A 25,319-nucleotide genomic window follows, 5' to 3' on the forward strand; every position below is an offset into this window, starting at 1 on the left:
GTGCTTCTGTTTCGACCATTTTGTATCTATATTGGCGTCATGAATACCGAATTCGTAGGATCTTATGTCCGAGGACTTTTTGAAATGCGTCGACAGAACTTCGATTTGGCAATAGAAGCTTTCTCAAAATCAGGTAACTATCCAGGATCTAAGCGTCAGATTGCCAATGCCATTGAGGGACTTGGTGGGTCACCACAAGAAATATGTGCAGCACTACTCACAGCATTTGAAGAGGGTGATTTGCGCGCACTACCTTGGTTCGTTTTCGAAGCAACTAAAAACACGCTTGAATTTCCAGAACTTAAGGCTTATCAATCAGAACTTGAGAAATTAATTCGTAATGAAAATCCTGAGGTTGTGGGAACTCAAGCCCGCTTATTGCTAATCAATGGCGATTTCAAAAAAGGAGTTGCGCTTCTAGATAAAGCAATCAAATTTAACGATCCTGCTGCAAGAACTCTTTTGGCATATATTTGTATGAGCAAAGAAATAGATTCTAAGCTTTTGAAACTAATCAAGAAAATCGGAGCTAAAAGGATCTTCAATGAATCGAATATTCTTGAGGAATCAAACATTAGTTATGTTAAGTCTCTTCTTAATCAAGGAGAACTGCAAAATTTCTATGGAGCCAACCTTGCATTATTGCAACTAAATTTGGAGACAAATAATTCAGATTGGATATCGGTGCATGCTCTTGAATTAATCTCAAATCCAGAGTTGCATCCTTCACTGTGGAATGACCCCGAATACTTGGCAGAGTTGTCAATTGAATGGTTGAAAACGAATAAAGAAGCAAATTTGTCAGAAATCGTTGAGAGAATGAAGGATTTTTCACTTGATGAAATATTTATGGAAATCATAAATGATTTTCAAATGGAAATAGAAAACGAATCTCTTTTTGATGACATGTTTGAAGATGACGATTCCATCGAAGTACCGACGATCTCGAGTGGAGCAGATACTTCTATCCACGAAGACGCCTTTGCAATATTTGGTTCGGACCTTGAAATTGGCGATTTCCTCGAAATTCTAGAGAGGGAAGATTTCAACGAATTCACCAAGAAAAGCGAGCAGCTCCTCGAGAGCGCATTTCAAGGACAGGTAAAAGATTTTGAACAAGCATCACAATTAGTTCAGTTTGTAATTGAAAAAGGTGCAAACTTCGGAAGTTTTAAGAGGTACTCTTTTTATTTGCAAACTATCTCTATAGTCAAGAGTTTTGAAAATCAGAATATAAGCACTGCATTCATCAATCATCTGGTGCCACGTTTGCTGATTACTAAGCCAATTGATGGCGGATCAAAAAAGAAGATCACGCCGGAAACTTATGAAGGACTATTTCAAGCTATTTATTTCAAAAATGGTTTGCCAAGTTCAATTTCAAATTCAATAGAAAGTGCTTTCCCTAACCATATTAAACTATGGGATCTTGCCCGAAGAATTATTTACTACGCAGATGAGGTCTCGAATGGAAACTTCTCACACTTAGATGAATTCAACGAAGTCATTAGATCTTATTACCCAAGTTATCAAGAATTTGAATCGAGTTATTTCACGGAAGATTGGCTGTGGTATGTGTCTGTTCATGAAACCATTGATTTAGCATTAGAAAACCACGATGCTATTAAGTCACATAATTTTAGAGAGTTTGTACTTTCACTTATTGAATTAGATTCTCATTTTGGCTGCAAATTGGTATATGCAGATTTATGGGGACCTTCAGGCGGTTACGATGGTCTGAGTAAAAATAACTCTCATAAGTTGTCTCTGACTAGCGAACAGTTAGTTAAAGTCATGGAACATGGAACCTGTGATGAGGATACAGGGCGAGATGACAGTTGCCTTAGTAATTTCACGCTTGTAGCCCTACATCCGAATTCAACATCTGAAACACTGAATTTGATTCTCGGACAGGATCATTACGATTCCGCTGCTAAATGGGCGGTTGCCCGTAACCCTAATGCGTCGGATGAAACATTACTGGAACTTGCTCAAAGCGCTGAAAATTCATGGAGAGTCATAGGACTTATAGAAAGTGAAATGCTCAACTTGAAACCTTTGAGAGATTTTCCTACCGAAGTGCAGTCCTATGTGGCGTTTGCGGTTGCAATTAATGCGTCATCTACTGATTTAGTGTTGGAACGGATACTTAAAATTGATCCAGAGTTGAAATCATGGACCGACGTGCAATTGCGCAACACGGGTTCAAACAAATCCTTATCGGCCAATGAGGTGGTTGCACAGATTAAATCTGCGGCGCGTCGATAATTCTCGTCTGAGCGCAAGAATTCACCTGAAACTTATCAACTCGTCATGGTTCTAGATGAGGGCTTTGAGGGTCACTTAAGGATTCGATGTATTCCTCGAAATAATCCTCGAAGTAATCTGAAACTTGGTCTGCGTCATCAATTTCCCCTTGAAAATCATCTTCAAGTTCGAGATCGAGCCAATCATCAAACAATGCGTCTGCAAGCGCATCTCCCTCTTCGATCCATGTGTCAACAGATTGAGTAGCAGTTGAATTGCGAAGCACCTCTTTTGCAACTTGAATTGCCAACTCATCAAGTACATATTTTTGCGTTTTTTCAACATTCTGAAGTTCGGTAATCAATTCCTCCATTCCTGTGAGGCCCATCAAGTAGATCACATTCAAAAAAGTATTTGCGGAGTATTCATCTGGCTTCAACCTGAATGATTTTTCTGCGAGATCGAATGCCATTTCTGCGTCGCTTATTTCTCCTGTTTGTCTGAAGCGATTTACATAAGCTTTAGCTAAAACTACTAAGGAAAAAGACTTTTTATCAGGAGGAGAAAATTTTAAGGCTTTTTGCCCATCAATAATTGCCTTTGAATAGCTTGATATGTCGCTGTAGGCAGAAGCTCTGACCACTAAAGAATAGTAATTAAGTCTAGTTATCTCCAGTTGCTGAGTAGTTAGCAATATTGCCAAATCTGGACGAGCAAGTTTCCTCAGGGCTGAAGCAGCCTTGTTTCTCGAATCAGATTGTTTCTTAACTAAAAAAAGCTGTACCTCATAACCATTTTTAACTAAAGACGTAAGGGATGTTTTTACATCGGTCATTGCGTTTCCGATGTAATTCTCTAGAACATTTATTCCGTTGCTAAATATTGCTTCTAACTCCGAGTTATTTTTTGTTAGAAAGTCTCCTGAACCAATCAAAGAACCCAAATAAATTCGCGAAATTTCACGAATGTCGCGCACGGTTCCCTTGAATCCACCACCAATTAATTCACCGAGTTCTAGGCCGATACTTTGTAGGTCATTCCATTCTTGCGACTTATAAGCTCGATTGTATTTTTCAACCAGAACATCGAAATCTGACCTATTCACCTTGTAAGCCTCTCAGACTTTGAATAATCCCATTATTGGCGACAACTACTAATTTATCTCGCGCCCTCGACATTCCTACGTAAAGCACATCATCTTTGTCTGAATCTTTGTGGAAACCATCAATGGCTAAAACAACCACTGGCCTTTCTAAACCTTTGAACCCACCAACTGTGCAGTAGAAGACATCCTCATTGGTCCAGAGTGAGTCCCAGTGACCAATACGATCGTGATTCGATTGTCGCTCATGCTCAGGGTGTCTGCTTTTGGTAGTCAGTAACGCAATTTCACCAGGATGCCAGAATTCCTTATCGGTTAAGTTCGCAACAACATCATCAGCCACTTCAAATGTATTCCCGTCGGTTACTTCGACATACTCAATTTCAAAGGCGTGCGGCCCGCGAGCAATAGTGGGCTTGTCCAAGAACTTCTCTACTGCATGCGCAATCTGCTGCGAATTTCTGAGATTCTCTTTGAGCCTTAAAGAGGCAAAGAAACCCTCTGGTTCGGTCCTCGAACCAAATACAAGTTGCTGATCATCTCCGAAGAGTGCCATCTTTCCGTTTGCGGGATCGCGAAGAGAAATCTTTAAAGTTTCCCACCAAGAAGGCAAAAAGTCTTGTGCTTCATCGATTACCCACGCATCGAACTTAAGACCGTCACTGAGTGCAGATGCCTTAGCAATCAAATCATCGCGATATCTATCAACCTCTTCACCATAAAATTGTGGCGATCCTGCTGTCGATCCCATTGAAATTGCATAATCATGAAAAGTACTAACCCAAGCAACCTTTTCACCCTCGGGAACTTCAGAGTTCTTATTAATCATGTATGAAATCAAGCCACGGTTGTAAGCAAGAATTCCAACTTTTAAACCTTGCTTAGTCCACCGACGAGCTTGCTCATAGGCCAGCCAGGTTTTTCCAGATCCAGCCGGTCCCTTTACGTAATACCTATTGTTGTCTTCAAGTTGATCGAGAATTAATTCGCGTTCATGCGTTAGCCCTCTGATGAATTCGTAGTTATTTCCTAACACTGCTTCACGATCTGCATCCTGCGCAGCTAGGGGAGTGAGGATCTTTAACGCGATATCCACCCAGCCATCAAAATCTGGTAGCGAATGGTTTCTTAAAGTATTCAAAACTGTTTGAATTTGGCGCAAGCTGTAAGGCAAGCCGTCTTTTTGAATGACTTTAGCTATTGGAAGCAATGGATCTCGAACATCCACAATGTTTGAGTGTGGAAATGCAACCATCCAGTCGCACCTAAGAAGCCCTTGAGACCAACGACTAGTTAGATAATTGCGTAAAGAATACATATTTCGTTTTGCTTGACCTGCTGGATCAATTTCATGAGATCCCGATGGATCACTTTGAATCCAAGAACCGTGGTCGTAAGTTATGTGCGCACCTTTGACCTCAATCACCATGCAGCCATAATCTTTCAGCAGCAAAACTAAGTCGATCTCAATGTCTCCAGCCTCAGGATCAGACATCTCAAGATTGGCGATTATTGCGTCATCATCAGTAAGAAGAGGAACTAAAGTTTCAAATACCTTGCGCTCGCCATGATTCTTAAAAATGGGGTTTGGTGGATAGATCTTTGGCGCCATAAATTTGAACCCCCAGACTCATCTCTCAAAACTGAGGCAGGACATGATCGCAATCTGTTTCGCCCAATCGCCTTGTGCTTGAAGCCTATGTTGAGACCCCGACATTTAACAGGCTGATAGCGGTCACAGAAGCCCATCTCAGCCACGATCGGAACCCTACCCGAACATCTGTTCGAATACTGTGTTACTCTCCGCTTCCCCCAAAAACTGCGCAACGCTGACCCCAAGCCCTCAAGCAGATTTGTCAGTGACGGTCAGTAACTTCTCCACCAGTCAGAAGCACCAGTGTCTACAAGAAGGGAACCGGTGAGCGCCGAGAACAACGAGCACGAAACCCGAGAGTTAGAACTCTGGGAACGCATAAGCACGAGCCAAGGATTGGAACGAGCTGAGGTCTTAGATGAACTCAGCCACATCGCTTACAAGAAGGACAACTTCACAGAGTGCCTACATCTTGTAGACACCTCGATAGATATCTACTTCAAATTCGGTGGAGCGGATAACTATCTGAGAGAGCTAATTCATCTATACCAAGGCAAGACCCACTGTCTTGAAAACCTTAAGCGCTTTGATGAAGCGGCAGACACTTTTCAAGAGTTAGCAAAACTGCATTACCTAGATGATGATCTCCACGGTCAAGTATGTGCAGCCAGAGCTGCTGCACGTGCCTGGTATGAAGTCAAAGAATGGCAAAAGTCATTAGATGGTCACCTTGAAGCAACAGAACTTCTGGATCCTGATGCAACACCATTTTCAATGGGAATGGATCAGATCAACATTGGAATGGCACTCGCAAAACTCAAGCGAGATGAAGAAGCGGTAGTTGCTTACCTAAGCGCTCGCAAATTCTTCAAAGAAGCAAAGAACCCTGAATACGTAAATTGGTGCGATAACTACTTAGCAATGGCTTACTTCAATTTAGGAAATGGCCCAGAAGCAAAGTTCCACGCGCAACACTATTTTAACTACAGCAAGGTAGCTGAAAATCTAGGCATGGAAGCCTATGCACGTTATCGACTTGGAGCAGCCTTCCTAATCTGCGAAGAGTATGTCGAAGCAGAAAAGCACTTAACTAGAGCACTTGAACTTCTTACTCTTGAAGATGATAAGGACTGGGAAGACATTGTCGCTGCGAATAAGGAACTTGCAAAAGCCTTAGTCGCTCTAAACCGCGAAGATGAGGCTCATGAGCGCCTCGAACGAATCAAGACGATTGAAGAGACAATTGCTGGATGACACGAAGTATGGTGATTTTACAGCCGGAGCCATTCATCCATGTTCAAGCTTTGCAATTTGTTTTTACCTCACTGCCAGCCTCAAGCATCGGCTTTCCAAGCATGGGAATGCGCCACTAAAGATCACCTTAGGGCTATGAATTCAGAAGGATGTCTTAAATAATGATGCCATTACGTCTCCAAACTATCTGGCTTGAAAGAAGGGATAAATCTTGATTCTTTGGCCAGTGCATGCAGAGCAAGACAAACGAAATCCAATCCTTATTGAAAAAGAACTGGCTCGCGTGATCCGCCAGTCACAGGTAACACTGCTTGGGGAAATAGATTTAGACGCGAAACATTCCTATGGAAATGCGAATTTCTCTTTAAGAGAGTTAGCTACATACGCATTTAGTACTGACTCCATTAGAGGAGCACTATCAAAGTGGACAGTTGGAAATTGCCATCACCCTGCCATCGTTGCGATTTGGTCAGTAGCGCAAGCACAAAATTTGGAAGACGGGAAAGAGTTATGGACAACTTCAAACCTTAATGGCAGCTCATTAGTTCATTTGCCAAATGCATTTAGTGAGGCCATTGCTAAACTCGGGCTTGAAACTTTTGAAGAGAATCTAGAAGGTATGCAAAGACATATGACTCTTGCGCGACTTCATGCGGTGATACCTACCTATGCACTCAGTAAATTTGTTACACACATTAAACGAGGCAGTAGTTATCATTTGTCTCCCCGAATTATTCTGCATGAAATTCAATTGGCACAGGATATGTCACGTGCCGTACAAAAACTATTTGAAGAGAAGCCCGAGCTGGGTCTGGATTTGATCTCTCGTGCAGTCGTCACTTTTCGCACCGGGCAAGAAGCTGGCCTTCCACCGCGTCTTCACAATGCTCTAAATAGGCGAGACCAAGGAATTGCGATCACAAGTAATGCCCCGATTCTCGAGATCCCACAAGTTGCATTGGACGAAAGTCGTGGTGAACTTTACATTAGGAGTGCTACAAGCTGGGATCTGATAAATTCCAAAGGCGAGAACGTCAACCGAGATTGCTTACCCATGGATATTTTGATTGCTAGAAATCAAAACTTCGATAATCTGAGAATTCTGGATCCTTCCCAAGGCTATCTGGTCTTTAACTTGAATCACGAGCTAGTTGAAAATTCAGCTATACCGATGGCAGGGGGCATTCTGCTCTTTAGTGAATCAGTGCGATTTGATACGACAGTTTTTGCCACAGAGTCAATCGAGTTTTTCTCATGGCCTGGATGGAAACTTGCGTATCTAAAGCCTGGAAGTAGATTGCAAATAACGCTTCCAAATGGTGCTATTCGTAATCTCGCAGCTCGCGAAACTCTCGAAGTTATAAACAGCTCATCTGTGTACTTAGAAACGAAGAAAAAGTATCCAATCCTGTTTGACAAGCCTCGCATTACGGCTGGTCAAATTGTCACCGTAATTGATCATATTACAAATTCTAGAACTGTTCACGGACCTGAAGAAACACCAATTACCCAAGTTGAATCTGGCCCGATTCACCTCACGGTTTATGCGGGTCTTGGTAAAACTCTAGAGATCAAGGGGTTACTTATCCCTGGTCTAAAGTTGGATGGAAATATAAGTCCATTGATAAGAAACGAATCGAGAAAAATCAATTTAGAAATCGCGTCGGGCTGGAAGGCTCCGATCTCTGTAGTGATGGTGAATGATGCAACATTCCTGCGTCAAGGATTCAAGGTTGCTGATATTGCTGGACAAGAATTCGAGATTTTTATTGATTTACCAAAACTTTATTGGTCAATTGAATTTGAAAACGAAACCCCTGAACTTTATGACCAAGTTGCAAAATTCAAGATATCGAGATTGAAGGCAATTAGAAGAATTGTTTTACACGGAATCGGAGATCAAGTACCCAGGCTTTTGTTCAAGCAAAGTGGCAAGCAAACAGTTTTAAATGGGAAATTCAGAAATCAGGATTGTTTATATGACGTTCAAATTGTGCAAGACGCTGCGCAATCACAAGAAGCCTCGTTTGTGATTAATCTAGGGGGATCTGAATTAGCATTGGCTGATTTTTTGCTCAACACCCAGGCTCCAAAAAAGGTGAAAATGCGGAGCATCGATCCTGCGAAACTTGACATTGAAGCACTTGCAAAAGGCATTATTTCTGAAGAAGACTGGAATTCCTTCAAGGAAGAGCAAAAGCTAAATAGTAGTAAATTGAAGAACTACTTCAGAGAGAAGAGAAGATAGAATGACTAATAACTTCAATCCTATTGAGGCTAGTGAATCCATCATTGAATCTGTTGAAAATTATCTTCGATCAACCTTCAATCCTCGACGTGAAATTGTCGCAATCGAATATTTGAATGCAATTTCTGCCTCAAGGCTTACAAATGAACTCGGCGGTTCACTTTATCGTCAGATACGCCGTAAATTCGCACAAGGTGAGTCGCTCGATTCGTTTGCTTCTCGCAAAGTCGTAAACCCACGTTTAGTCTCCGCCATGAGTAATACGCCATATAGCCACCAATCACGGGCACTTGAATTAACAACATCAAAAAATAGAAATGTTGTGGTTGCCACCGGTACTGGCTCAGGCAAAACTGAATCTTTTCTACTTCCCATTATTAACTCATTGTTAAACGAAGCAGATCGGAATGAGTTAAACCCTGGTGTGAGAGCAATAATTGTTTATCCGATGAACGCACTTGCAGCTGATCAGCTGGGAAGAATTAGGCAAACACTTGAATTATTCCCCGAAATCACTTTTGGACGTTTTGTTGGCCCAACGAAGGCAACAAGGGCTGATGCCATTCGCGAGAACAACAATAAGGCTTTTCAGTTGAATGAACGAGCCTCCCGCGAAGAAATATTGTCTAACCCGCCCCATATCTTGATAACAAATTACTCGATGTTAGAAAGACTTCTCCTTCTTCCAAAATGGGCTGGCGTGTTTACAGGGAATTTAAAGTGGATCGTCATGGATGAAGTGCATAGCTATGATGGTACAAAAGGTATTGAGATAAGTCTGCTTCTTAGACGTTTGAAAGCTAGAACCGCCTCAAGTTCAGGAGTGAGATGTATTGCCGCTTCAGCAACTCTCGGCGATGGATCTGAAGCTGACATTTCTCGTGCCAGCAATTTTGCATCGATACTTTTCGGTGAAAAATTTGAGCCAGGAGATGTGATTCTTCCGGAGTATTCTAAGGATTCTCCAGAAGAGGAATTAGTAGACGTTTTGGACGAATCGAATTCTGGAAGTATAGAGAGATACAAAAAAGAGCAAGAGGGTGTGTATCACCTTTTCGTGAAAAATCCGGGCGGCGCATTTATATGCTTATCGACTAATCACCCATCTGGAAAGCCCAGAATGCGATTACAGCAACGCAAATGGTGCCCTGAGTGCATCCAACCTTCAAGAATGATTGAGATTGGAGCATGCAGATCTTGTGGAATTGAATATTTGATTGCAAAACAAGTTGGTGGCGAACTTCTTCCTGTTGACGAGTTTGACGAGGCAGCAAGGTACTTCAGATTAGTGAGCGCAGATTTGCCGGATTGGTCCTCTTCTGAACGTGAAATTCGATCAGATTCTCTCGATGAATCTGATGATGATCAAGTTACGGATTCGGACCAAAGAATGTTTCAGACAAACTGGTATTGCACTGCTTGTTCGACTTTGAACTCAAGTATGAAATGTAGAATGTGTAAGTCAGATTTGAGTATTGAATTGACTGAGGAATTGACAATAGGATCAAATGGAAAATTGAATTGTAATCGATGTAATAGTTCGGGTGGGCGTAGTGCATTTGGTGCCGTTATTCGACCTGTTTCTGGCGTTGATGCATTAACTTCAGTTATCGCGACTGCGCTCTATCAACATTTACCAATCGATAATGAGAAGTCTTTCAAATCAGGTGGAAGGCGTAAACTCTTATCTTTTTCTGACAATCGTCAAGATGCAGCATATTTCGCTCCATATTTGGAGGATTCGTATTTTGATATCTTACGCAGACGAATCATCTTTGAAAGTTTGGGGCGTCTCGAAAAATCTGAAATTCAGTCCCCACCTTTCATGATGAAAGATGTAGCCGCCACTATCCAAAAGTTCTATAAAGAGGTTGACCAAGAAGATGGTGACAATATTTGGCCGTGGACTTGGTTAAGAGGAGAACTTGTTGCAGTTGATAGCCAGCAGTCACTCTCTGGAACTGGCTTAATGAGATGGTTTGTACCAGAAAACAAACTTTCTAATACTTTAGAACTCTTAAAGTCACTTGGACTTACGCAGGAGTCCTCATTTGATCTTGCAAACGCTTTGCTTGAGAGTGCGGCATACGATGGAGCCATCGAATTGCCAGATGGTGTAGATGCCGCAGATCCTATTTTCGCACCAAAGGAAACTCTCAAAAAGCTCTATAAGGTTGGCAAGCGGCCTTCGAATTCTGCGGTCGCATGGACTTCTGAGGCAAGCCAAGGAAACAAAAGAACAAGCATGATTCAAAGAAGTTTTGACGTAGATAAAGTGCGAGGCGAAGAGATACTCAACTTGATTTGGGAATCACTTCTGGCGGATGAAGTCTTTGTCGACGAAGGCGCAGGTTTAAAATCACTATCAAATAAGATTTGGCGTGTTGAAGGCATGAATTCGCTAAGTGCCCCGCAGTTTATATGCCCTGTGTGTCGCCGTGTTTCTTGGTGGAAATTGCCAAATATGCGATGTGTCCAAAAAAATTGTGGCGGGGTTTCTGTCTTATTAACGGCGAAGCCAGATAGCCACTACAAAAAACTTTACATGAATTTGCCTCTAGCATCATTAAGAGCGAACGAGCACACAGCTCAATGGACACCAGAGAAGGCAGAGCAGATTCAAAATGAATTCATCGATGGGCACGTAAATGTACTTAGTTGCTCTACGACATTTGAAATGGGTGTTGACATTGGAGAAGTGGTTGCAGTTCTCTGTCGAAATGTGCCACCCACACCAGCCAATTATGTTCAGCGCGCTGGGCGCGCCGGACGTAGAAGTGGAGATAAAGCGCTAGTTGTCACATTCACGCGAAAAAGAAGTCATGATGCTCAGTTTGCGGCAGATCCAAAACGATTAATTCAAGGTCATGTACCCGTTCCTATCATAAATTTAGAAAATTACGATTTGGTTCGTCGACACATATACGCTCTAGCTCTCTCTGAGTATTTGCGATTAAGGAATCTGCCAGGCGATAAAGTAAATTCATTCTTTGGAGTTAATGATGCAGGTGTTGTGCCCGCTAATGACTTTATTGAATGGCTTATGACTCATCCAGAATCGATTAAAACCAATATCGAAAAGTTGGGACTACCCAGCGCAACTTTGATGCGCCTTGGAGTACAAGATTGGAGTTGGGTGGGTTTGCTCTCTACTCCAGATGTAAATGATAGAGGGGGCTGGCTTAAGTCGATTGAGGACATGTTTAATTCCGAAGATAAATCACTCGAAGAGTGGATAAATGAATTGATCAGGGAATTATCAACTCCGTCCAGTCAGTCTAAAAAAACGTCAGACCGACTTAGTCAAGCAATAACCGTTCGAGAGAACTTGAGGAATAGGCAGTTGGTCGAATTGTTAGCTAACGGTGGAATTCTTCCCAAGTATGGGTTTCCAGTCGATGTCGCAACTTTAACCCCCGGCTATAAGTCACAACAATCTGGTCGTGGTGTCGGACTCGAGTTAAGTCGAGACCTATCTCTTGCACTAACTGAGTATTCGCCTGGTAGCCAGGTAGTTGCTGGTGGAAAACTACTCACATGTGAAGGCGTTAAAAAGCCGAGTCACATTGATTTTGGATCTTTGAGATGGATTTCAATTACTTGCGATTCTTGCGGTTGGTTTTTCCACAAACGTGCTCCCTTTAGTGATTTACCGGACGTTTCTTTGCCCACAAGTTGTGGCAACTGCGGTTTGGATATCCAACAAGATAAAAAGCGACATTTTATAGAACCAAGATTTGGATTTATCGCGAGCATCGACACTAAATCTGCTGGCTCTAAGTCTCGACCAAGAAAACTTGCAACAGCTAAAACATATTTATCAACCGCATCAGGGGATGATGCAAATTGGCAAATTACGCCAAAAGGCATGGCTATTTCTGTCTCGCGAGATGCGCGTTTGCTAACTTTGAGTAATTCTTCCTATTGGTTCTGCTCAACCTGTGGTTATGCAAAACCGGTTCCTTCCCGAAATGCTCGTACAACAGCACCAACCGCAAAACACACTGATCCTCGACGTGAGCAAGATTGCACAAGTACGCGACCATTGGTTCGCACCACATTTGGTCACGAATATGTAACAGATGTGTTACGCATGAAATTCAATTTAGACTTGTTGCCTAAATGCATTTGCGGCGATGCACTGTGTTTAGGAGCACTCGAGTCTGCGGCAGCAGCGATAGTTGCCGGTGCCGTCCGAATTCTTGGCGTTGCGTCCTTCGATCTGAATTCTGCAGTGAACTCTAGAGATAGGTTCAATGAACACAGATTAATGATTTTTGATACGACGCCTGGTGGTGCTGGTTTAGCTCAAGCCCTCAATGAGAGACTAAATGAAGTCTTGGGGGCTGCATTAGGGCTAGCGGCAAATTGCTCAGATTGCACCAAAGATTCATCGTGCTACTCCTGCATTAGAACTTATGGAAATCAGTGGAGGCATGAGCATTTAACTAGGTTAAGTGCAACAGAAGTGCTCAATGGGATCTTGAAGTTAGTTTAATTATTTCCCATTAAAGGATTTTAGAAAAGCTGCTTACGGGTGTTAGGGAATGCTTACCTATTGTATTTGAACTGCTCAACCGAAAATTTGATTGAGCCATAAATGCGAGGGTAAAGTAGAACAGATATTCGCCAATGAAAGAATGAATGGAATGGTAAGGGCATTGTGAATAAGCGACTCGTCAAACTTGTTCAAAAATGGCAAGCAAATGGTTCACCGAGGCAAGAAGGTTTCGACTGGACTCCAAGTAAACATAATTGGATTAAGGCGTTTCCTAATGACAAGAAGTTTATTATGGCGTTACCTTCAGAAATAGACAGAGTCGCAGTTCGCAGAATTTGTGATGCGAAGAAATATTCTGTAAGGGAAAAGTTCTTATCAGTCATGATTTGGGGTTATGGGGATCGCGGCTACGGGCCTTACCGTGTAACCAAAATGCTGAATCAAGAAAATGCCGAAGAAATTTTGACTCAAGTGTTTGCAACTTGTCAAAAAGGTGACCCCAAGTTGGCATATGACTTTTTAAGACGTAATCGGATCCAAATACTAGGGCCATCCTATGGTTCTAAGTTCATTACATTTTGTACTCCTAGAGATATAGGCGCTCCGATCTATGATTCTCTAATAGCGATGTGGATAGGTGAATATGCCAGAAAAGACTTTTTAGATGTTCCAACATCTTCGGAAAATTGGAATACTAGAACCTACTCAAAATACTGGGATTGGGTGAAGAAACATTCTATTGAGCTTGAGTGCTATCCAGACGATATTGAACTCGTGCTGTTTAGAGATGCTGAAAGCAGGTATGCGCGCCAATCTTCATGGAAGGGAAAATAGCTTTAGTGCTTCATAATGAGGCAATAACCTGTTTTTCTCAATTCGAATAAGTAAATTTGTCAGTTCAATCCACTAAACTATTGGCATGAGTTTTACGTTTATAGATTTATTCGCGGGCATTGGCGGCATGCGGGTAGCATTTGAAAAGACTGGTGGCGAGTGTGTCTTTTCCTCGGAATGGGATAAGCATGCTCAAATAACTTATGCTGCGAATTTTGGCGAAACACCTCATGGGGATATCACGCTCGTCGAAGTCATGGACGTACCAAAACACGATGTCTTAATAGGTGGGTTTCCATGTCAGCCTTTTTCGCAGGCAGGATTAAAGAAAGGTTTTGAAGATACGCGAGGAACTTTGTTTTTTGATGTCGCTCGGATAATTGATCATCGGAAGCCTTCGATGGTTTTGCTGGAGAATGTGAAAGGCTTTGTCGGACATGACAAAGGTCGAACTTTGCAGATCGTTAAAGAAACCCTTGAAGATTTGGGATATAACGTTTTCTTCAAGGTATTGAACGCTAGAGATTTCGGTGTCCCGCAGAACCGTGAACGTGTTTATATAGTTGCATTGAATAAACGGAAGATGGGAAGTATTGGATTTCAGTTCCCTAATCCACCATGCAAAGCTACAAAACTAGGGGATATCTTAGAAAAGAATGTTGATCCAAAGTACACGATTTCAAATAAGCTTTGGGCGGGACATAAACGCCGCCTAAAAGAACATCGCGCAAAGGGTAATGGCTTTGGTTATAGCCTTTTCAATTCAGATTCAACTTATACAAGTACGATTTCAGCACGTTACTATAAAGATGGTTCGGAAATATTGATTGATCAAGTCAATTCAAACCCACGCAAAATCACGCCTCGAGAGGCAGCGAGACTTCAAGGCTTTCCTGAAAAATTCGTTATTCCAGTGAGTGATGCGCAAGCTTATAAGCAATTTGGAAACTCTGTTGCGGTCCCAGTGGTACACGCAATCGCTAAGAAAATGGTTGATTTGCTGTTGCATCCAGAGAAGAGAGTGCCATTTTCCGAATGGAAGCAATTGGGTCTCTTATAAAATGTATGGTCACCGAGTCATTTTTGTAGAATTCATCATTTCAATGAGCTAAATTTCTGTCATGGAGCTCGAGAGAGATTTGATCAAGAGTCTTATCGAAGAGCATTTTCAAAAGAATGTTAAAGGATTGATTCCCGATTTATCAGAGTTTAATTCAAACCATGACGGCGCTGAAGGTGATTGGTTAACCAAGAAAATGGGTCTCACGGTCAATGGTCGAAATGAACCAGACTTCAACGGATTTGAAATGAAGAAGGATTCCCCAAAGACAACTTTTGGCGATTGGGCGCCTGACATAGCACTCTATAAATCACCAGCACGTGGTGTGTTGGCGGAGCTAGGCAGGTCTGAATTTCTCAAGATATTTGGAACCCCAAAGAAACATTCTGAATCACGTAAAAACGGACGATTCTCATGGTCAGGTGAAGTTTTCCCGACAGTTAAAGGAGTGAATAAGTTTGGGCAGCTCATGCGGGTAGATGATGTTGGGAATATAGAGGCCACCTATGATTACGATTTTGATCATCGTGAGTCTAAAGTGTCTATTGTTCCTTCAAAATACAAGAAGGGCGAGATAATTCTCGCAAAATGGACGCATGAAAAGTTGAGATTAAGACTTGAAAGAAAGTTTAATCAACTTGGCTGGTTCAAGTGCCTTAAAGATTCAACAGGAGCATATTCTGAAATCCAATTTGGGCGTCCAATTAACTATGAAAACTTTCTTTCCTTAGTGAAAACAGGTGAAGTGTTTTGTGATTGTGGAATGTATGATGGAAATCCACGCCCATACATGACATGGCGCGCAAGCCATCGGGTGTGGGAGTTATTGAAGGAATAACGCATTCTTCGCTCTCAAGTTTAAAATAGAGAGGTAGAAGAGTTCTCGACAAAAGCCACAAATAAGCTAGCTTTCTGATATTACTCTGCGTAAGCTTCAAAAATGGAGATCAAGTGGCAATATTTCCCCAGGTTTGCGTCCGCACCTGAGCACCTTAAGCAAACTGTCATCGCTTTTGAGAATGCAGCTCATGAAATTGCTACGCCCAAACATCAACTATCGAGTAATGAAGTTTTAGAAAAGGTGGCAGATTTCTTAGAGGAATTGAACTACAAAGTCGAGCGAGGAAAGTCGCGTGCGGAAAAGATTCATAGACCTGTCCTATATGGGCGGGATGGTTCAATTGACAAAGCATTTGAAGTTGACGCGTGGCAAGAATCGACAGGAACAATCATTGAAGTTGAGGCAGGTAGAGCTGTTATCAATCATCAGTTCTTGAAGGACTTTTTTGAGGCTTGCGTCATTCAAGATGCAAAATATTTAGTTATTGCTGTTTGTAAAGCATATAAACCTGCTTCACTCAAAACGCCATCTAATGATTTTGAGATCGTTTCCACATTCATGGATACTTTATATTCCTCCGGGAGGCTTCAGGTTCCATTGGATGGAGTTTTAATTATTGGTTATTGAGCCAATAAACACTCTCACTATCCCTCTCTAAAATCCCATACTCAATCATGTAACGCCTGATAGCTGCGGTGTCATCGTGGTACTTGGCGATAATCGCGTTGAGTTCCTTCTCGGGATATTTGGCGGTCGGGGATAGATCTTGAGCAATGCGGTGCAGGACTGCGATCTTCTTGGCGGGTTTAACGGGGATGGAGATTAATGTGCCATCGGGGTTGAAGAACTGGTCGATCTGCTCGGTCATATCCGGAGTGTAAAAGGTATGTTTGCGCAATGAAGCTAATTGCGCGTATTCCGCAGATGGTGTTGGGCTCTGCCTTGGCGTATGCAGGTGTTGGGCACTTAACGACTAGTCGCGTGGAGTTTCGGGCGCAGGTTCCGAGTGTGTTTGCAGATTACGCAGACTTTGTTGTGTTGGCATCTGGGGTTGTAGAGATCGCCCTGGGTATTGGGTTGATTGCGCTGTGGAAGTACCGAGTGCAAATCGGGTGGTTGGTGGCAGCCTTCTTTGTGGCGGTGTTCTGGGGAAATATCTCTCAGTATGTAAATCACGTTGATGCATTTGGATTGGATACAGATACCAAGCGGTTGGTGCGGTTGTTCTTCCAGCCGTTGTTGGTGATGTGGGCGTTGGGAAGTACTGGGGCCTGGAAAAGTTGGCGCGGTAGGCTTAAACCATGACACAGCGGCAAGAGTTCACAGTTCTTAAGAAGTTTGGGGATTTTGAGTTACGTCAGTACTTACCGTGTGTGCTTGCCGAGGTAAAGGTTTCAGCTGATTACTCATCGGCAGGGAGCATCGCTTTTCGATCACTCTTTTCATATATAGCTCAAGGAAATAGCCGAGCAGAGAAAATTGCTATGACTGCGCCTGTAATTGCAGCAACTCAGGACACAACAATCGATGTCAATCAATGGAGTGTTTCCTTTGTAATGCCAGCAGGTAGCACCTTTAGTGATCTGCCTGATCCCAATGACCCGCGGGTGGTTTTGAGAGATTTGGACACAGAGATCTGTGTTGCAACATCATTTCGTGGTCGGGCTAATCAAGGAGCGGCGCAGAAGCAAGTTGCTGAATTACGAATGGCAGCTGCTAGAGAAAACATTAACTTGTCAGATGAGACCAGAATCTGTCGCTTTGATCCGCCCATGAAGCCAGGGTTTATGCAGTACAACGAGATAGTTATTCCAGCTTTCTTATAGACGAAGTTATACTTTCTGCATGACAACACTGGGGCGCACAAAGTCGGCACTGCTTGTAATTGATGTTCAGAATCAAGTTGTAGATGGTGCGTACAACAAGGACCAGGTAGTGGCCAATATCAATATTGCCGTGGATAAAGCACGTACTGCTGGTGTGCCAGTGGTGTGGGTGCAGCATTCAGATGAATGGATGCCGATTGGTTCCGATGATTGGCAGATTGTTCCTGAGTTAAATCCTGAAGCAGGGGAGGCGAAGGTCGGCAAGTTGTATCGCAACTCCTTTGAGGCAACTGATTTAGAGAGTGTTTTAAAGGGCCTAGATGTTGGGCATATCTATGTCAGCGGAGCACAGACAAATAACTGTGTGCGTTTTACCAGCCATGGAGCGTTAGATCGCGGCTATGACGTGACCTTGATTAAGGATGCGCACACAACAACTGATTACACATCAGGTGGGGCAATTGTTCCGGCTGAGGTATTGGTTCGCGACTTAAACGCATCATTTAGCGGTGAAGAGCTACCTGGTCGCTCAGCTAACGCAGTAACGGTGTCCGAGCTTTTTAATTAAGTTATTAGACAAAGCAAAAGCCCCGCAATAGTTTGCGGGGCTTTTGTTTCTAGTTCAACAGATATTAATGCACTTCCATCGCAGGGTGTAAAAAGAATAGCACCAGGCTGTTAAGGAAAAAAGTTATCCACCAAAAAATGCAACAAAAATTCTGAAAGACTTCAAGTCTCTATTTTTCCGTTGTGCCCTCGTAGCTCAACGGATAGAGCACTCCCGTCGCAGGGCAGAGGTTGCAGGTTCAAATCCTGTCGGGGGCACAACCTTGGTGGCTCTGCGTAACTTTTGCGCAGGGCCACTTCTATATTTCGCCGCGCTCTAAACCTTCTAGAACCTCTTGTGCGCGTTCCTTTAATTCAGGTAGATCAGATAAACGTTTTAATCCAAAGACCTGTTGGCTCATGCGATGGTTCTTCGCAAAAGTTTCTTTGTGACGATCTAAGAAGTCCCAGTACAAGGTTGTAAATGGGCAAGCTGTTTCACCGGTGCGAAGTTTTGGGTTGTATTGGCAAGGCTTGCAGTAGTTAGACATTCGAGAAATGTAAGCACCACCTGCTGCATAGGGCTTTGTCATCATCTGTCCGCCATCTGCGTGAACGCCCATGCCAATCACGTTCGGAACCATTACCCATTCAGATGCATCGATAAATACTTCGCGCATCCAATCTAGAAATTGTTGTGGGTTGGTGCCGGTGACTAAGGCAAGGTTGGAAAGCAGCATCAGGCGCGGGATGTGGTGAACCCAGGCGCGATCATTGATATCTGTAACTGTTTGCTTGATGCAGTTCATTTCTGTTTTCGAAGGATCAGAAAAAAGTGGCAGTAGTTTTCTGGTTGCGTTTAGCTGATTGTTGTTGCGGTATTCAGGGCCCAAGAACCAGTACATACCGTTTACATATTCACGCCAACCGATGATTTGGCGGATGAAACCTTCGGCAGATTCGATGGGGACTTTGCCATCGTTAAATGCTTTAACCGCTGCGTGAATGACTTCTGATGGATGCAACAGGTTGTTGTTGATGTAAGGGGATAGCAGACTGTGGTGAAGTGCCCAGTTGTCAGTTGTCATCGCATCTTCTAGCGGACCAAATTCGGCAAAGTGGTTATCGATAAAGTTTTTTAATTGGGCAAGTGCGCCCTTGCGGGTTGTGGCCCAGGTAGTTGTGGGTGTGTGGCCAAGTTCTTGTGCAACCTCTAGATCGATCTCATCGCGTTTGTGTTCTAGATATGCAGGGCCTTCATACTTCTTTGGGGGAGGCAGTCGGTTTTCTTTATCAAAGTTCCAGGCGCCTCCAACAGGTTTATTGCCCTCGGTTAGGATTCCTAACCGGATGCGTTGTGCACGATAAAAGGTTTCCATCAAGAAACTCTTTTGCGCACCTGCCCATTGGGCAAACAGGTCGCGTGGAGTTAAAAAGAAATCATTGGGAACAAAGATGGCACCGAAGTTTTTTAGCTGTTCGTACTGCGTGAATGAAGATGGCTCGGCGCAGGTGATGGGAAGTTGCTTGTACTTCTTCTGAATTGTTGTTAGGCCGTCAATAGTGGTTGGTGCCTTGATGTATTCAACGGTGAAACCTTCTTGTTCTAAGGACTGCGCAAAGTGGCGTGCGCTCGAGATTAAAAAGAGAAGGCGTTCTTTGTGCCAGTTACGCCCCGTGGTCATGCGAGCACTTTCGACCAGGACGATCACATCCTGCTTTGGGTCGGCATCTTTGAGGGCGCCGTACTTGCGGTGCAGGTGATCAAAGGGGATATAGATCAACCGCTGCATGGGTTAATCGTAAGTGCTGTGGTGAATTACTTCAGGTTGGAAAGTGATGCCTTGATCAGGGATTGAATCAACTTTGCATCAACTTCCCAATCAATAGGAAGCTGAATTGTTTTCTTGAGCGCATTGCCCTCTTTGAACTTAGGTGCGAATTGGTGAAGCACATCTTGATCCCATGGGGCGATCAACACGTGCTTAGTTGAAGCAGAGGCTCCGAAAATGTAGTGCTTATCGAGTTTGACCATTGGCTGGTTCCAGGCGATTACTAATTCCAGTTGAGGGTACTTAGTTGTAATCGCTTTGAAGATCGCCTTGATTGTCTTTGCTTGTGGCGCTGGGATTGATTTGTAAAACTCGGTCGGCGTATTGAAACGCTTTGATGATTCAGAACCGCGGCTATACATAACAAGTGCGTTGGCGTGGGCTTGAGAAAAACCGTAGTTCTCGCGCAGGTGTGCGACTTGTTCTGGGTACTTCTTGCCTTCAAGCTTTGCCATGACCTTGAACCAGTAGGCCATCTTTTCGCCGTATCGCTTTTCGATAGCGGGGAAGTGGGCTTCGCGGGATGAGTCTTTGGTCGTCACTGGTCAAGGTTAATGGACATGTGGATGTTGAAACACAGTTTGTCAGGGGTTGGAAATTACAATTTATGTACCGAGTTAAGGAGTTCCCCATGAAGATCCGCCTGGTAGCTGTTGTTGCATTGATTGCATCTGTCCTTGGTTTCGCGCCGGCACAGGCCGCTGAAACTCGAGTTGTGACAGGGGTTAGCGCATTCGTGCGCGTTGATCTTGGGTACATGGTGGGCTGGACAGTGCCTGCAGATACAAAGGGAATTACCGGATACACAGTTACTGCAAACCCTGGCGGGATTACATGTGCAGCTAATGGTGGTTTAACAAATAAATGTGTTTTCCCAATTGCGAAGTTGGGTTATGTAAATACGTATTCATTCACAGTGATTGCAAATACCGCTGCTGGAAGTGGACCTGGATCTGCTGCATCCAATGCGGTGAAGTATGCGTCGATTCCTTACGCGCCACAGATTCCATTGGCGAAGATAACAAGTGACACATCAATGGATATCGCATGGATTCCAGATCCCAATGATGGCGGAGCGCCGCTGTATGGATACAAAGTTAATGTGTGGACCTCTAATTCAATGGGCGACCCAACAATTGCCGTTTTCAACAGCGTTGTGACAAAGACCAATGTTTCAGTAACAGGTCTAGCGCCAAGTACTTTATATGTCATCAACGTTGCATCATGTAACGCTTATGGATGTAATTCAGCGGATAAGTGGACCTATATTTCAACAACAGGGCCAACCGGTGTGAGCAAGCTTCGCCCACCACGAGTTATCAGTGGTGGCAGTGCCACAACAACTTGCTGGAACGCGGTATTAGATGGCGGAAATGCAGCGTCAACTGGTGCAACATTTACCAAGACTGGAAATGTTTGCGGAAAAACAGTTGTTGACCCTGCCAAGTATCCAAAGATCGTTCCAACAGCTACTCAGATGGTTTCTGCACCACTTGCAACAAAGTTTGCCCAGAGCGTTTCCTTTGGTGGATGGTCCAAGACCTATTCGATGAAGGAGTGGGCCGCAACCGGCGGAAACAACTGGTTTGCGTACTTCTACGCATCATCGAAGACTCCTACATTGGGCTTTACGATCGAACCAACAATCACTTCAACAACACCTGCTGTATGTCGCATTGATGGACGCTGGGTGAAGTTTGTGGCACCTGGTGAATGTGTTTTGAATGGTTCAGTTGGTGGAGATTACATCTGGCTTCCATCAGGTGTAGCAACCAGCAAGTTCACAATCATTCCTTAAGAGTTAGCGTGTTCGGAGAACTAATCGCTTAATTGTGTGTGGTCAGGTGATTGTCTTTGATGAATTAGTTACTTAAGGTTTTGGCATGAGAAAAGCCATGCGCGCCCTACCAGTACTTCTTTCTTTAGCACTCGTAGCGACCATGGCTCAGGCAGCAACGGCTCCAAAAGCTGGCAGCGCTTGTAAGACTGTTGGGCAAACAATTACTGCTGGCGGAAAGAAATACACCTGTATTAAGAGCGGTAAGAAGCTTGTGTGGAATAAAGGTGTTGCAGTGCCTGCGCCAGTTCCTTCTGCAACTCCGACAGCTACGCCTTCGCCTTCTGCAACTCCAACACCGACTCCAACACCGACTCCAACAAAAACGCCCGAGCCAAAGCCTCTTATGGCCGGCGATCCATGTTCGGTTGTTGGTGATTCCTTGAACAATGCCCAGGGTTACCTTGAGTGTCGCGAAGTGGCTAATAATCAAAAGAAGTATTTCCAGCTATCCAATTCAGTAAGTGATTTAGCACCTCAAACTTCGCCACTTCCACTTGCAACCTGCCGAGTATCAGATCAAAGAGCCTCCATTTCGCCTTCGGATCCATATGCAATCGCCTATCCAATTACATGGGATGGGGTAGTGAAAAAAGAAAAATTGAAAGTCTTATTTATTCCATTCGACTTTTCCGACCATCCGGCAACAGGTAATCCAGCTTCAATCTATTCGCAGGACATTACGAAATTTAAAGAGTGGGTTAAGTGGTACTCAAATGGAAAAAAGAGTATTGAAGTTGAGACTTCAGAGCGCTGGATCAGGGCCTCTCAGCCCTCGGGTGCATATGAAGAGAGTTTGGGACATGGAAAACCAAACTCCAAAGCTGCCATGGAATTGTTATTAAAAGATTCAGAGAATATTTTTGATTACTCAACTGTTGATGTAGTTTTTTTGATTTTCCCCAAAGATCTAAAGACATTCCAGACTGAGACAACGCGAGTCGACTACATCCAAACTAATAAAGGCAAGCTTCGACTAGGAACTTATGCGACAGGGCTGCAGATTTACTTTCAGCCTCATGAGTTATGGTTTTGGTTAACTCACGAACTCTTGCACCATGTTTGGGGAATTCAGCAGCATGCTCCTGCATACCCGGTTTATCTAGGTATATCGACAGGTACTCCTGGCCCCGGCCAAAGCATTATTTCTTGGGATCAGATGGTTCTTGGCTGGACCAATCCTGAAGATATTTGGTGCAGCGATCTAAAAACTCTCTCTAGTTCTGAAGTCACACTCGTGCCCTTGGAAAGAGAGCAAGAAGGCGTGCGAGCGGCCATGATTAATCTGACGCCATCACGAACACTTGTTGTTGAATCACATCGGAAAGATAAGTGGGGCAAATTCAATGCTGGGACTTATGGATTGACTGCGTACATCGTCGATACACGTTATGCCACCGACCGCACTGGCGAATACGCAGGTAAAGATGATGGCAAAGGTATTTTGTATACCCGAGTAGCTAATTACATTGAATTCCCATTGAGACATTCGCAGTACATGGCCGAGTGGTTCAATTGGCAAACCGGTGAAAGCTACGGAGTATCTCCTCGCTTCACGATGAACTACTTCCTATACGAAGGTGAAAGCTTTACCTTTGACGGAGTGACAGTGAAGTTAGTTAAATCAGGGGACAACGACACAATTCAGATTAGTAAGAACTAACGAACTGAGCGAAGGACCGCTGTAACTTTTCCTAAGATCTCGCAGTTGTCGCCATCGATTGGTGCAAAATCATCATTGGCAGGAAGCAACCAGATGTGGCCGTTCTTGCGTGAGAAAGTTTTTACAGTTGCTTCTCCATCGATCATCGCAGCAACGATTTCGCCGTTGTTGCAATCCTTTTGTGAACGAATAACTACGTAATCGCCATCGCAGATAGCTGCGTTAATCATTGATTCACCAACGACCTTCAGCATAAATAGTTCGCCGCTTCCAACAAGTGATTCTGGAAGTGGGAAGGTCTCTTCAACTGATTGTTCTGCGGTGATTGGCCCACCTGCTGCGATGCGACCAACAAGAGGGATGTAGCGAGTTGCATCAACTGGTGTTGAGTTCTCAGCTGTCTTTTCATCGGGCATCAAAACTTCGAGTGCGCGGCCACGGGTTGGGTCGCGGCGGATAAAGCCCTTCTTTTCAAGGGCTTCCAGCTGGTACTTGACCGAGGCTGGGGAGGTCAGGCCGGCTACGACGCCGATCTCGCGCATTGAAGGGGGATAGCCGTTGGTCTCAAGGGCATCCTTGATCGCGCCAAGGATCTTGAGCTGGCGGGCTGTAAGGCCGTGTGGACCTTCTGGGCTATCGGGAAGTTCAGTTACTTTTGCCATGAGTAAAGAGTGACACAGCTTGGGAAAAAATTCAAACACCTGTTCGAAAAAATGTTGCACTTGTCAGTGGTGGGGTGTTTAATTGTCTTATTCGAACAGTTGTTCGAACACCTTCCCCAAGGTAAGACAGCAGGAGAAAAGACAATGAGCGCACTAACAATCAATTCATTTGGTTCAACAACAAGTGGAAAAAGCATTGTAAATCAAGGCTTTTCAGCCAATCCGTCCGGTCGATTGAATCGCCGTGGTCGTCTAGCTCGTACTCTCTTTGTTCTCTCGCTGACCGTTGTGATGGCAGCTGGCTTTGCTTCTCAGTCCGGGGCCGGACAGGTCGAGGCAAGCACAGCGCCTTCATACGAGATCGTGGTTGTAGCCCCTGGCGAGACCCTGTGGTCTGTAGCAGCAGCGTATGCATCGGGGGATGTGCAGGGTTTGGTTAACGATATTCGCGAGGCAAACAACCTCAAGGGTGTAGATCTACAGGCAGGTCAGAAGCTTCGTATCCCTGTGAAGTAACTGCGACACGCTCATAGCGGGGTAAATGCATACTCAACAGGCAGAGTCTCAAGAAATGCTTTATAGTTAACACAAGATGTAGGGGTCAGTCGGAGAAAAACTTCCATAAGTAGTGGTTTTACGGTAAGTTTCGCAATCCGGCCCAAAAAGCCCTTTACACCCGAAGTTATAAATATCGAGCATTGATTGGAGGACACGCCGAGATGAATTGCCCATTCTGTCGCAATGAAGATTCACGCGTTGTGGACTCTCGTCCCGTTGAAGATGGCACAGCAATCCGCCGTCGTCGCGAGTGCCCCCAGTGCGGCCAGCGATTCTCAACTCAGGAGCTCTCACTTCTTAACATTATTAAGCGCAGCGGGGCCACAGAGCCATTCAGCCGCGAGAAGGTCTTGGTTGGCGTTCGTAAAGCCTGCCAGGGACGTCCCGTCAACGAGGACGATTTAGTTTTGCTTGCTCAGCGCGTAGAAGAGACCCTTCGCCGCACAGGTCAGGCAGAGATCGAAGCACAAGATGTGGGCATGGCAATCCTTGCGCCACTCCGAGAGCTCGATGAGGTTGCTTACTTACGTTATGCCTCTGTGTACCGTAACTTTGCCTCCCTTGAAGATTTCGAAGGTGAGATCGCTCTTCTCCGCGCTCTGCCTTCAAGCAATTCCCCAATTGCTTCAGAATCAAAGAACAAAGAACAAAGTAATAACGCATCTCAAAACGCACCACAAAAATTAATTCATAAATAGAAGACGGGGAAATACA

Annotated in this window: 21 protein-coding genes and 1 tRNA gene; 16 read left to right on the top strand and 6 right to left on the bottom strand. The window is 44.1% G+C overall.

Annotated elements, in window-relative coordinates; genetic code table 11:
• Positions 1-39: 39 nt before the first annotated feature.
• Positions 40-2,268 carry a hypothetical protein gene (locus tag AC8GFU_RS02475; protein ID WP_506626922.1) on the top strand — a complete coding sequence of 743 codons (2,229 nt, stop codon included), beginning with the start codon at positions 40-42 and terminating at the stop codon, positions 2,266-2,268.
• Between the two features lie 43 nt (positions 2,269-2,311).
• Here the strand turns inward: AC8GFU_RS02475 and AC8GFU_RS02480 are convergent, their stop codons facing one another.
• Entirely contained in the window at positions 2,312-3,352 is a 1,041-nt protein-coding gene (locus tag AC8GFU_RS02480) for a tetratricopeptide repeat protein (protein ID WP_506626923.1), read from the bottom strand.
• The gene (locus AC8GFU_RS02485; protein WP_506626924.1) at positions 3,345-4,961 is read right to left on the bottom strand and encodes a nuclease-related domain-containing DEAD/DEAH box helicase; all 1,617 of its coding nucleotides are present in this window, start codon (positions 4,959-4,961) and stop codon (positions 3,345-3,347) included. Before AC8GFU_RS02485 ends, AC8GFU_RS02480 begins: the two co-directional genes overlap by 8 nt.
• A 306-nt stretch (positions 4,962-5,267) precedes the next feature.
• Here AC8GFU_RS02485 and AC8GFU_RS02490 point away from each other — a divergent pair, with 306 nt between their 5' ends.
• The 7 genes from AC8GFU_RS02490 to AC8GFU_RS02520 all read left to right on the top strand — a co-directional run bounded on the left by AC8GFU_RS02490 (position 5,268) and on the right by AC8GFU_RS02520 (position 16,308).
• Positions 5,268-6,197 (top strand): tetratricopeptide repeat protein, encoded by a 930-nt coding sequence (locus AC8GFU_RS02490; RefSeq protein WP_506626925.1) that lies wholly within the window; start codon positions 5,268-5,270, stop codon positions 6,195-6,197.
• Positions 6,198-6,408: 211 nt separating this feature from the next.
• Positions 6,409-8,445 carry a hypothetical protein gene (locus AC8GFU_RS02495; protein ID WP_506626926.1) on the top strand — a complete coding sequence of 679 codons (2,037 nt, stop codon included), beginning with the start codon at positions 6,409-6,411 and terminating at the stop codon, positions 8,443-8,445.
• Between the two features lies 1 nt (position 8,446).
• Positions 8,447-12,943: a DEAD/DEAH box helicase family protein gene (locus AC8GFU_RS02500; protein ID WP_506626927.1), complete on the top strand. Its 4,497-nt coding sequence runs from the start codon at positions 8,447-8,449 to the stop codon at positions 12,941-12,943.
• Between the two features lie 165 nt (positions 12,944-13,108).
• Positions 13,109-13,780: an 8-oxoguanine DNA glycosylase OGG fold protein gene (locus tag AC8GFU_RS02505; RefSeq protein ID WP_506626928.1), complete on the top strand. Its 672-nt coding sequence runs from the start codon at positions 13,109-13,111 to the stop codon at positions 13,778-13,780.
• Positions 13,781-13,865: 85 nt separating this feature from the next.
• Positions 13,866-14,840, top strand: a complete 975-nt coding sequence (locus AC8GFU_RS02510; RefSeq protein ID WP_506626929.1) for a DNA cytosine methyltransferase — start codon at positions 13,866-13,868, stop codon at positions 14,838-14,840.
• A gap of 61 nt (positions 14,841-14,901) precedes the next feature.
• Complete coding sequence (locus AC8GFU_RS02515; protein WP_506626930.1) at positions 14,902-15,678, top strand: LlaMI family restriction endonuclease; 777 nt, start codon at positions 14,902-14,904, stop codon at positions 15,676-15,678.
• Positions 15,679-15,780: 102 nt separating this feature from the next.
• Complete coding sequence (locus tag AC8GFU_RS02520) at positions 15,781-16,308, top strand: hypothetical protein (protein WP_506626931.1); 528 nt, start codon at positions 15,781-15,783, stop codon at positions 16,306-16,308.
• On the opposite strand, the gene AC8GFU_RS02525 is transcribed toward AC8GFU_RS02520, so the two are convergent.
• Positions 16,295-16,549 (bottom strand): DUF2087 domain-containing protein, encoded by a 255-nt coding sequence (locus AC8GFU_RS02525; protein ID WP_506626932.1) that lies wholly within the window; start codon positions 16,547-16,549, stop codon positions 16,295-16,297. The genes AC8GFU_RS02520 and AC8GFU_RS02525 overlap by 14 nt on opposite strands.
• A 29-nt stretch (positions 16,550-16,578) precedes the next feature.
• Here AC8GFU_RS02525 and AC8GFU_RS02530 point away from each other — a divergent pair, with 29 nt between their 5' ends.
• The 4 genes from AC8GFU_RS02530 (at position 16,579) to AC8GFU_RS02545 (ending at position 18,332) form a co-directional block, all read left to right on the top strand.
• Positions 16,579-16,986 (top strand): DoxX family protein, encoded by a 408-nt coding sequence (locus tag AC8GFU_RS02530; protein ID WP_506626933.1) that lies wholly within the window; start codon positions 16,579-16,581, stop codon positions 16,984-16,986.
• Complete coding sequence (locus AC8GFU_RS02535; RefSeq protein WP_506626934.1) at positions 16,983-17,507, top strand: SOUL family heme-binding protein; 525 nt, start codon at positions 16,983-16,985, stop codon at positions 17,505-17,507. The genes AC8GFU_RS02530 and AC8GFU_RS02535 overlap by 4 nt, the downstream gene beginning before the upstream one ends.
• A 19-nt stretch (positions 17,508-17,526) precedes the next feature.
• The gene (locus AC8GFU_RS02540) at positions 17,527-18,075 is read left to right on the top strand and encodes a cysteine hydrolase family protein (protein ID WP_506626935.1); all 549 of its coding nucleotides are present in this window, start codon (positions 17,527-17,529) and stop codon (positions 18,073-18,075) included.
• 184 nt (positions 18,076-18,259) lie between these two features.
• Positions 18,260-18,332 (top strand) — tRNA-Ala (locus tag AC8GFU_RS02545).
• 41 nt (positions 18,333-18,373) lie between these two features.
• Here the strand turns inward: AC8GFU_RS02545 and AC8GFU_RS02550 are convergent.
• Both AC8GFU_RS02550 and AC8GFU_RS02555 read right to left on the bottom strand, forming a co-directional pair.
• Positions 18,374-19,846 (bottom strand): cryptochrome/photolyase family protein, encoded by a 1,473-nt coding sequence (locus AC8GFU_RS02550; RefSeq protein WP_506626936.1) that lies wholly within the window; start codon positions 19,844-19,846, stop codon positions 18,374-18,376.
• Between the two features lie 26 nt (positions 19,847-19,872).
• On the bottom strand, positions 19,873-20,427 hold the full coding sequence (locus AC8GFU_RS02555) for a DUF4287 domain-containing protein (RefSeq protein WP_506626937.1): 555 nt from the start codon (positions 20,425-20,427) through the stop codon (positions 19,873-19,875).
• A gap of 89 nt (positions 20,428-20,516) precedes the next feature.
• Between AC8GFU_RS02555 and AC8GFU_RS02560 the strand changes: the two genes are divergently transcribed.
• Together AC8GFU_RS02560 and AC8GFU_RS02565 are read left to right on the top strand one after the other, a co-directional pair.
• Positions 20,517-21,683 (top strand): fibronectin type III domain-containing protein, encoded by a 1,167-nt coding sequence (locus AC8GFU_RS02560; RefSeq protein WP_506626938.1) that lies wholly within the window; start codon positions 20,517-20,519, stop codon positions 21,681-21,683.
• An 85-nt stretch (positions 21,684-21,768) separates the two neighbouring features.
• The gene (locus AC8GFU_RS02565; protein ID WP_506626939.1) at positions 21,769-23,385 is read left to right on the top strand and encodes a hypothetical protein; all 1,617 of its coding nucleotides are present in this window, start codon (positions 21,769-21,771) and stop codon (positions 23,383-23,385) included.
• On the opposite strand, the gene lexA is transcribed toward AC8GFU_RS02565, so the two are convergent.
• A complete protein-coding gene (lexA, locus tag AC8GFU_RS02570; protein WP_506626940.1) occupies positions 23,382-24,047 on the bottom strand; it encodes a transcriptional repressor LexA in 666 nt (221 codons plus the stop codon). The two genes, AC8GFU_RS02565 and lexA, sit on opposite strands and share 4 nt — an antisense overlap.
• Positions 24,048-24,191: 144 nt before the next feature.
• Between lexA and AC8GFU_RS02575 the strand changes: the two genes are divergently transcribed.
• Positions 24,192-24,563: a LysM peptidoglycan-binding domain-containing protein gene (locus AC8GFU_RS02575; RefSeq protein ID WP_506626941.1), complete on the top strand. Its 372-nt coding sequence runs from the start codon at positions 24,192-24,194 to the stop codon at positions 24,561-24,563.
• A 203-nt stretch (positions 24,564-24,766) separates the two neighbouring features.
• Entirely contained in the window at positions 24,767-25,303 is a 537-nt protein-coding gene (nrdR, locus tag AC8GFU_RS02580; protein ID WP_506626942.1) for a transcriptional regulator NrdR, read from the top strand.
• Positions 25,304-25,319: the final 16 nt, after the last annotated feature.

The sequence above is a fragment of the Planktophila warneckei (SeqCode) genome (genome assembly GCF_965234675.1).
GTDB lineage: Bacteria > Actinomycetota > Actinomycetes > Nanopelagicales > Nanopelagicaceae > Planktophila > Planktophila warneckei.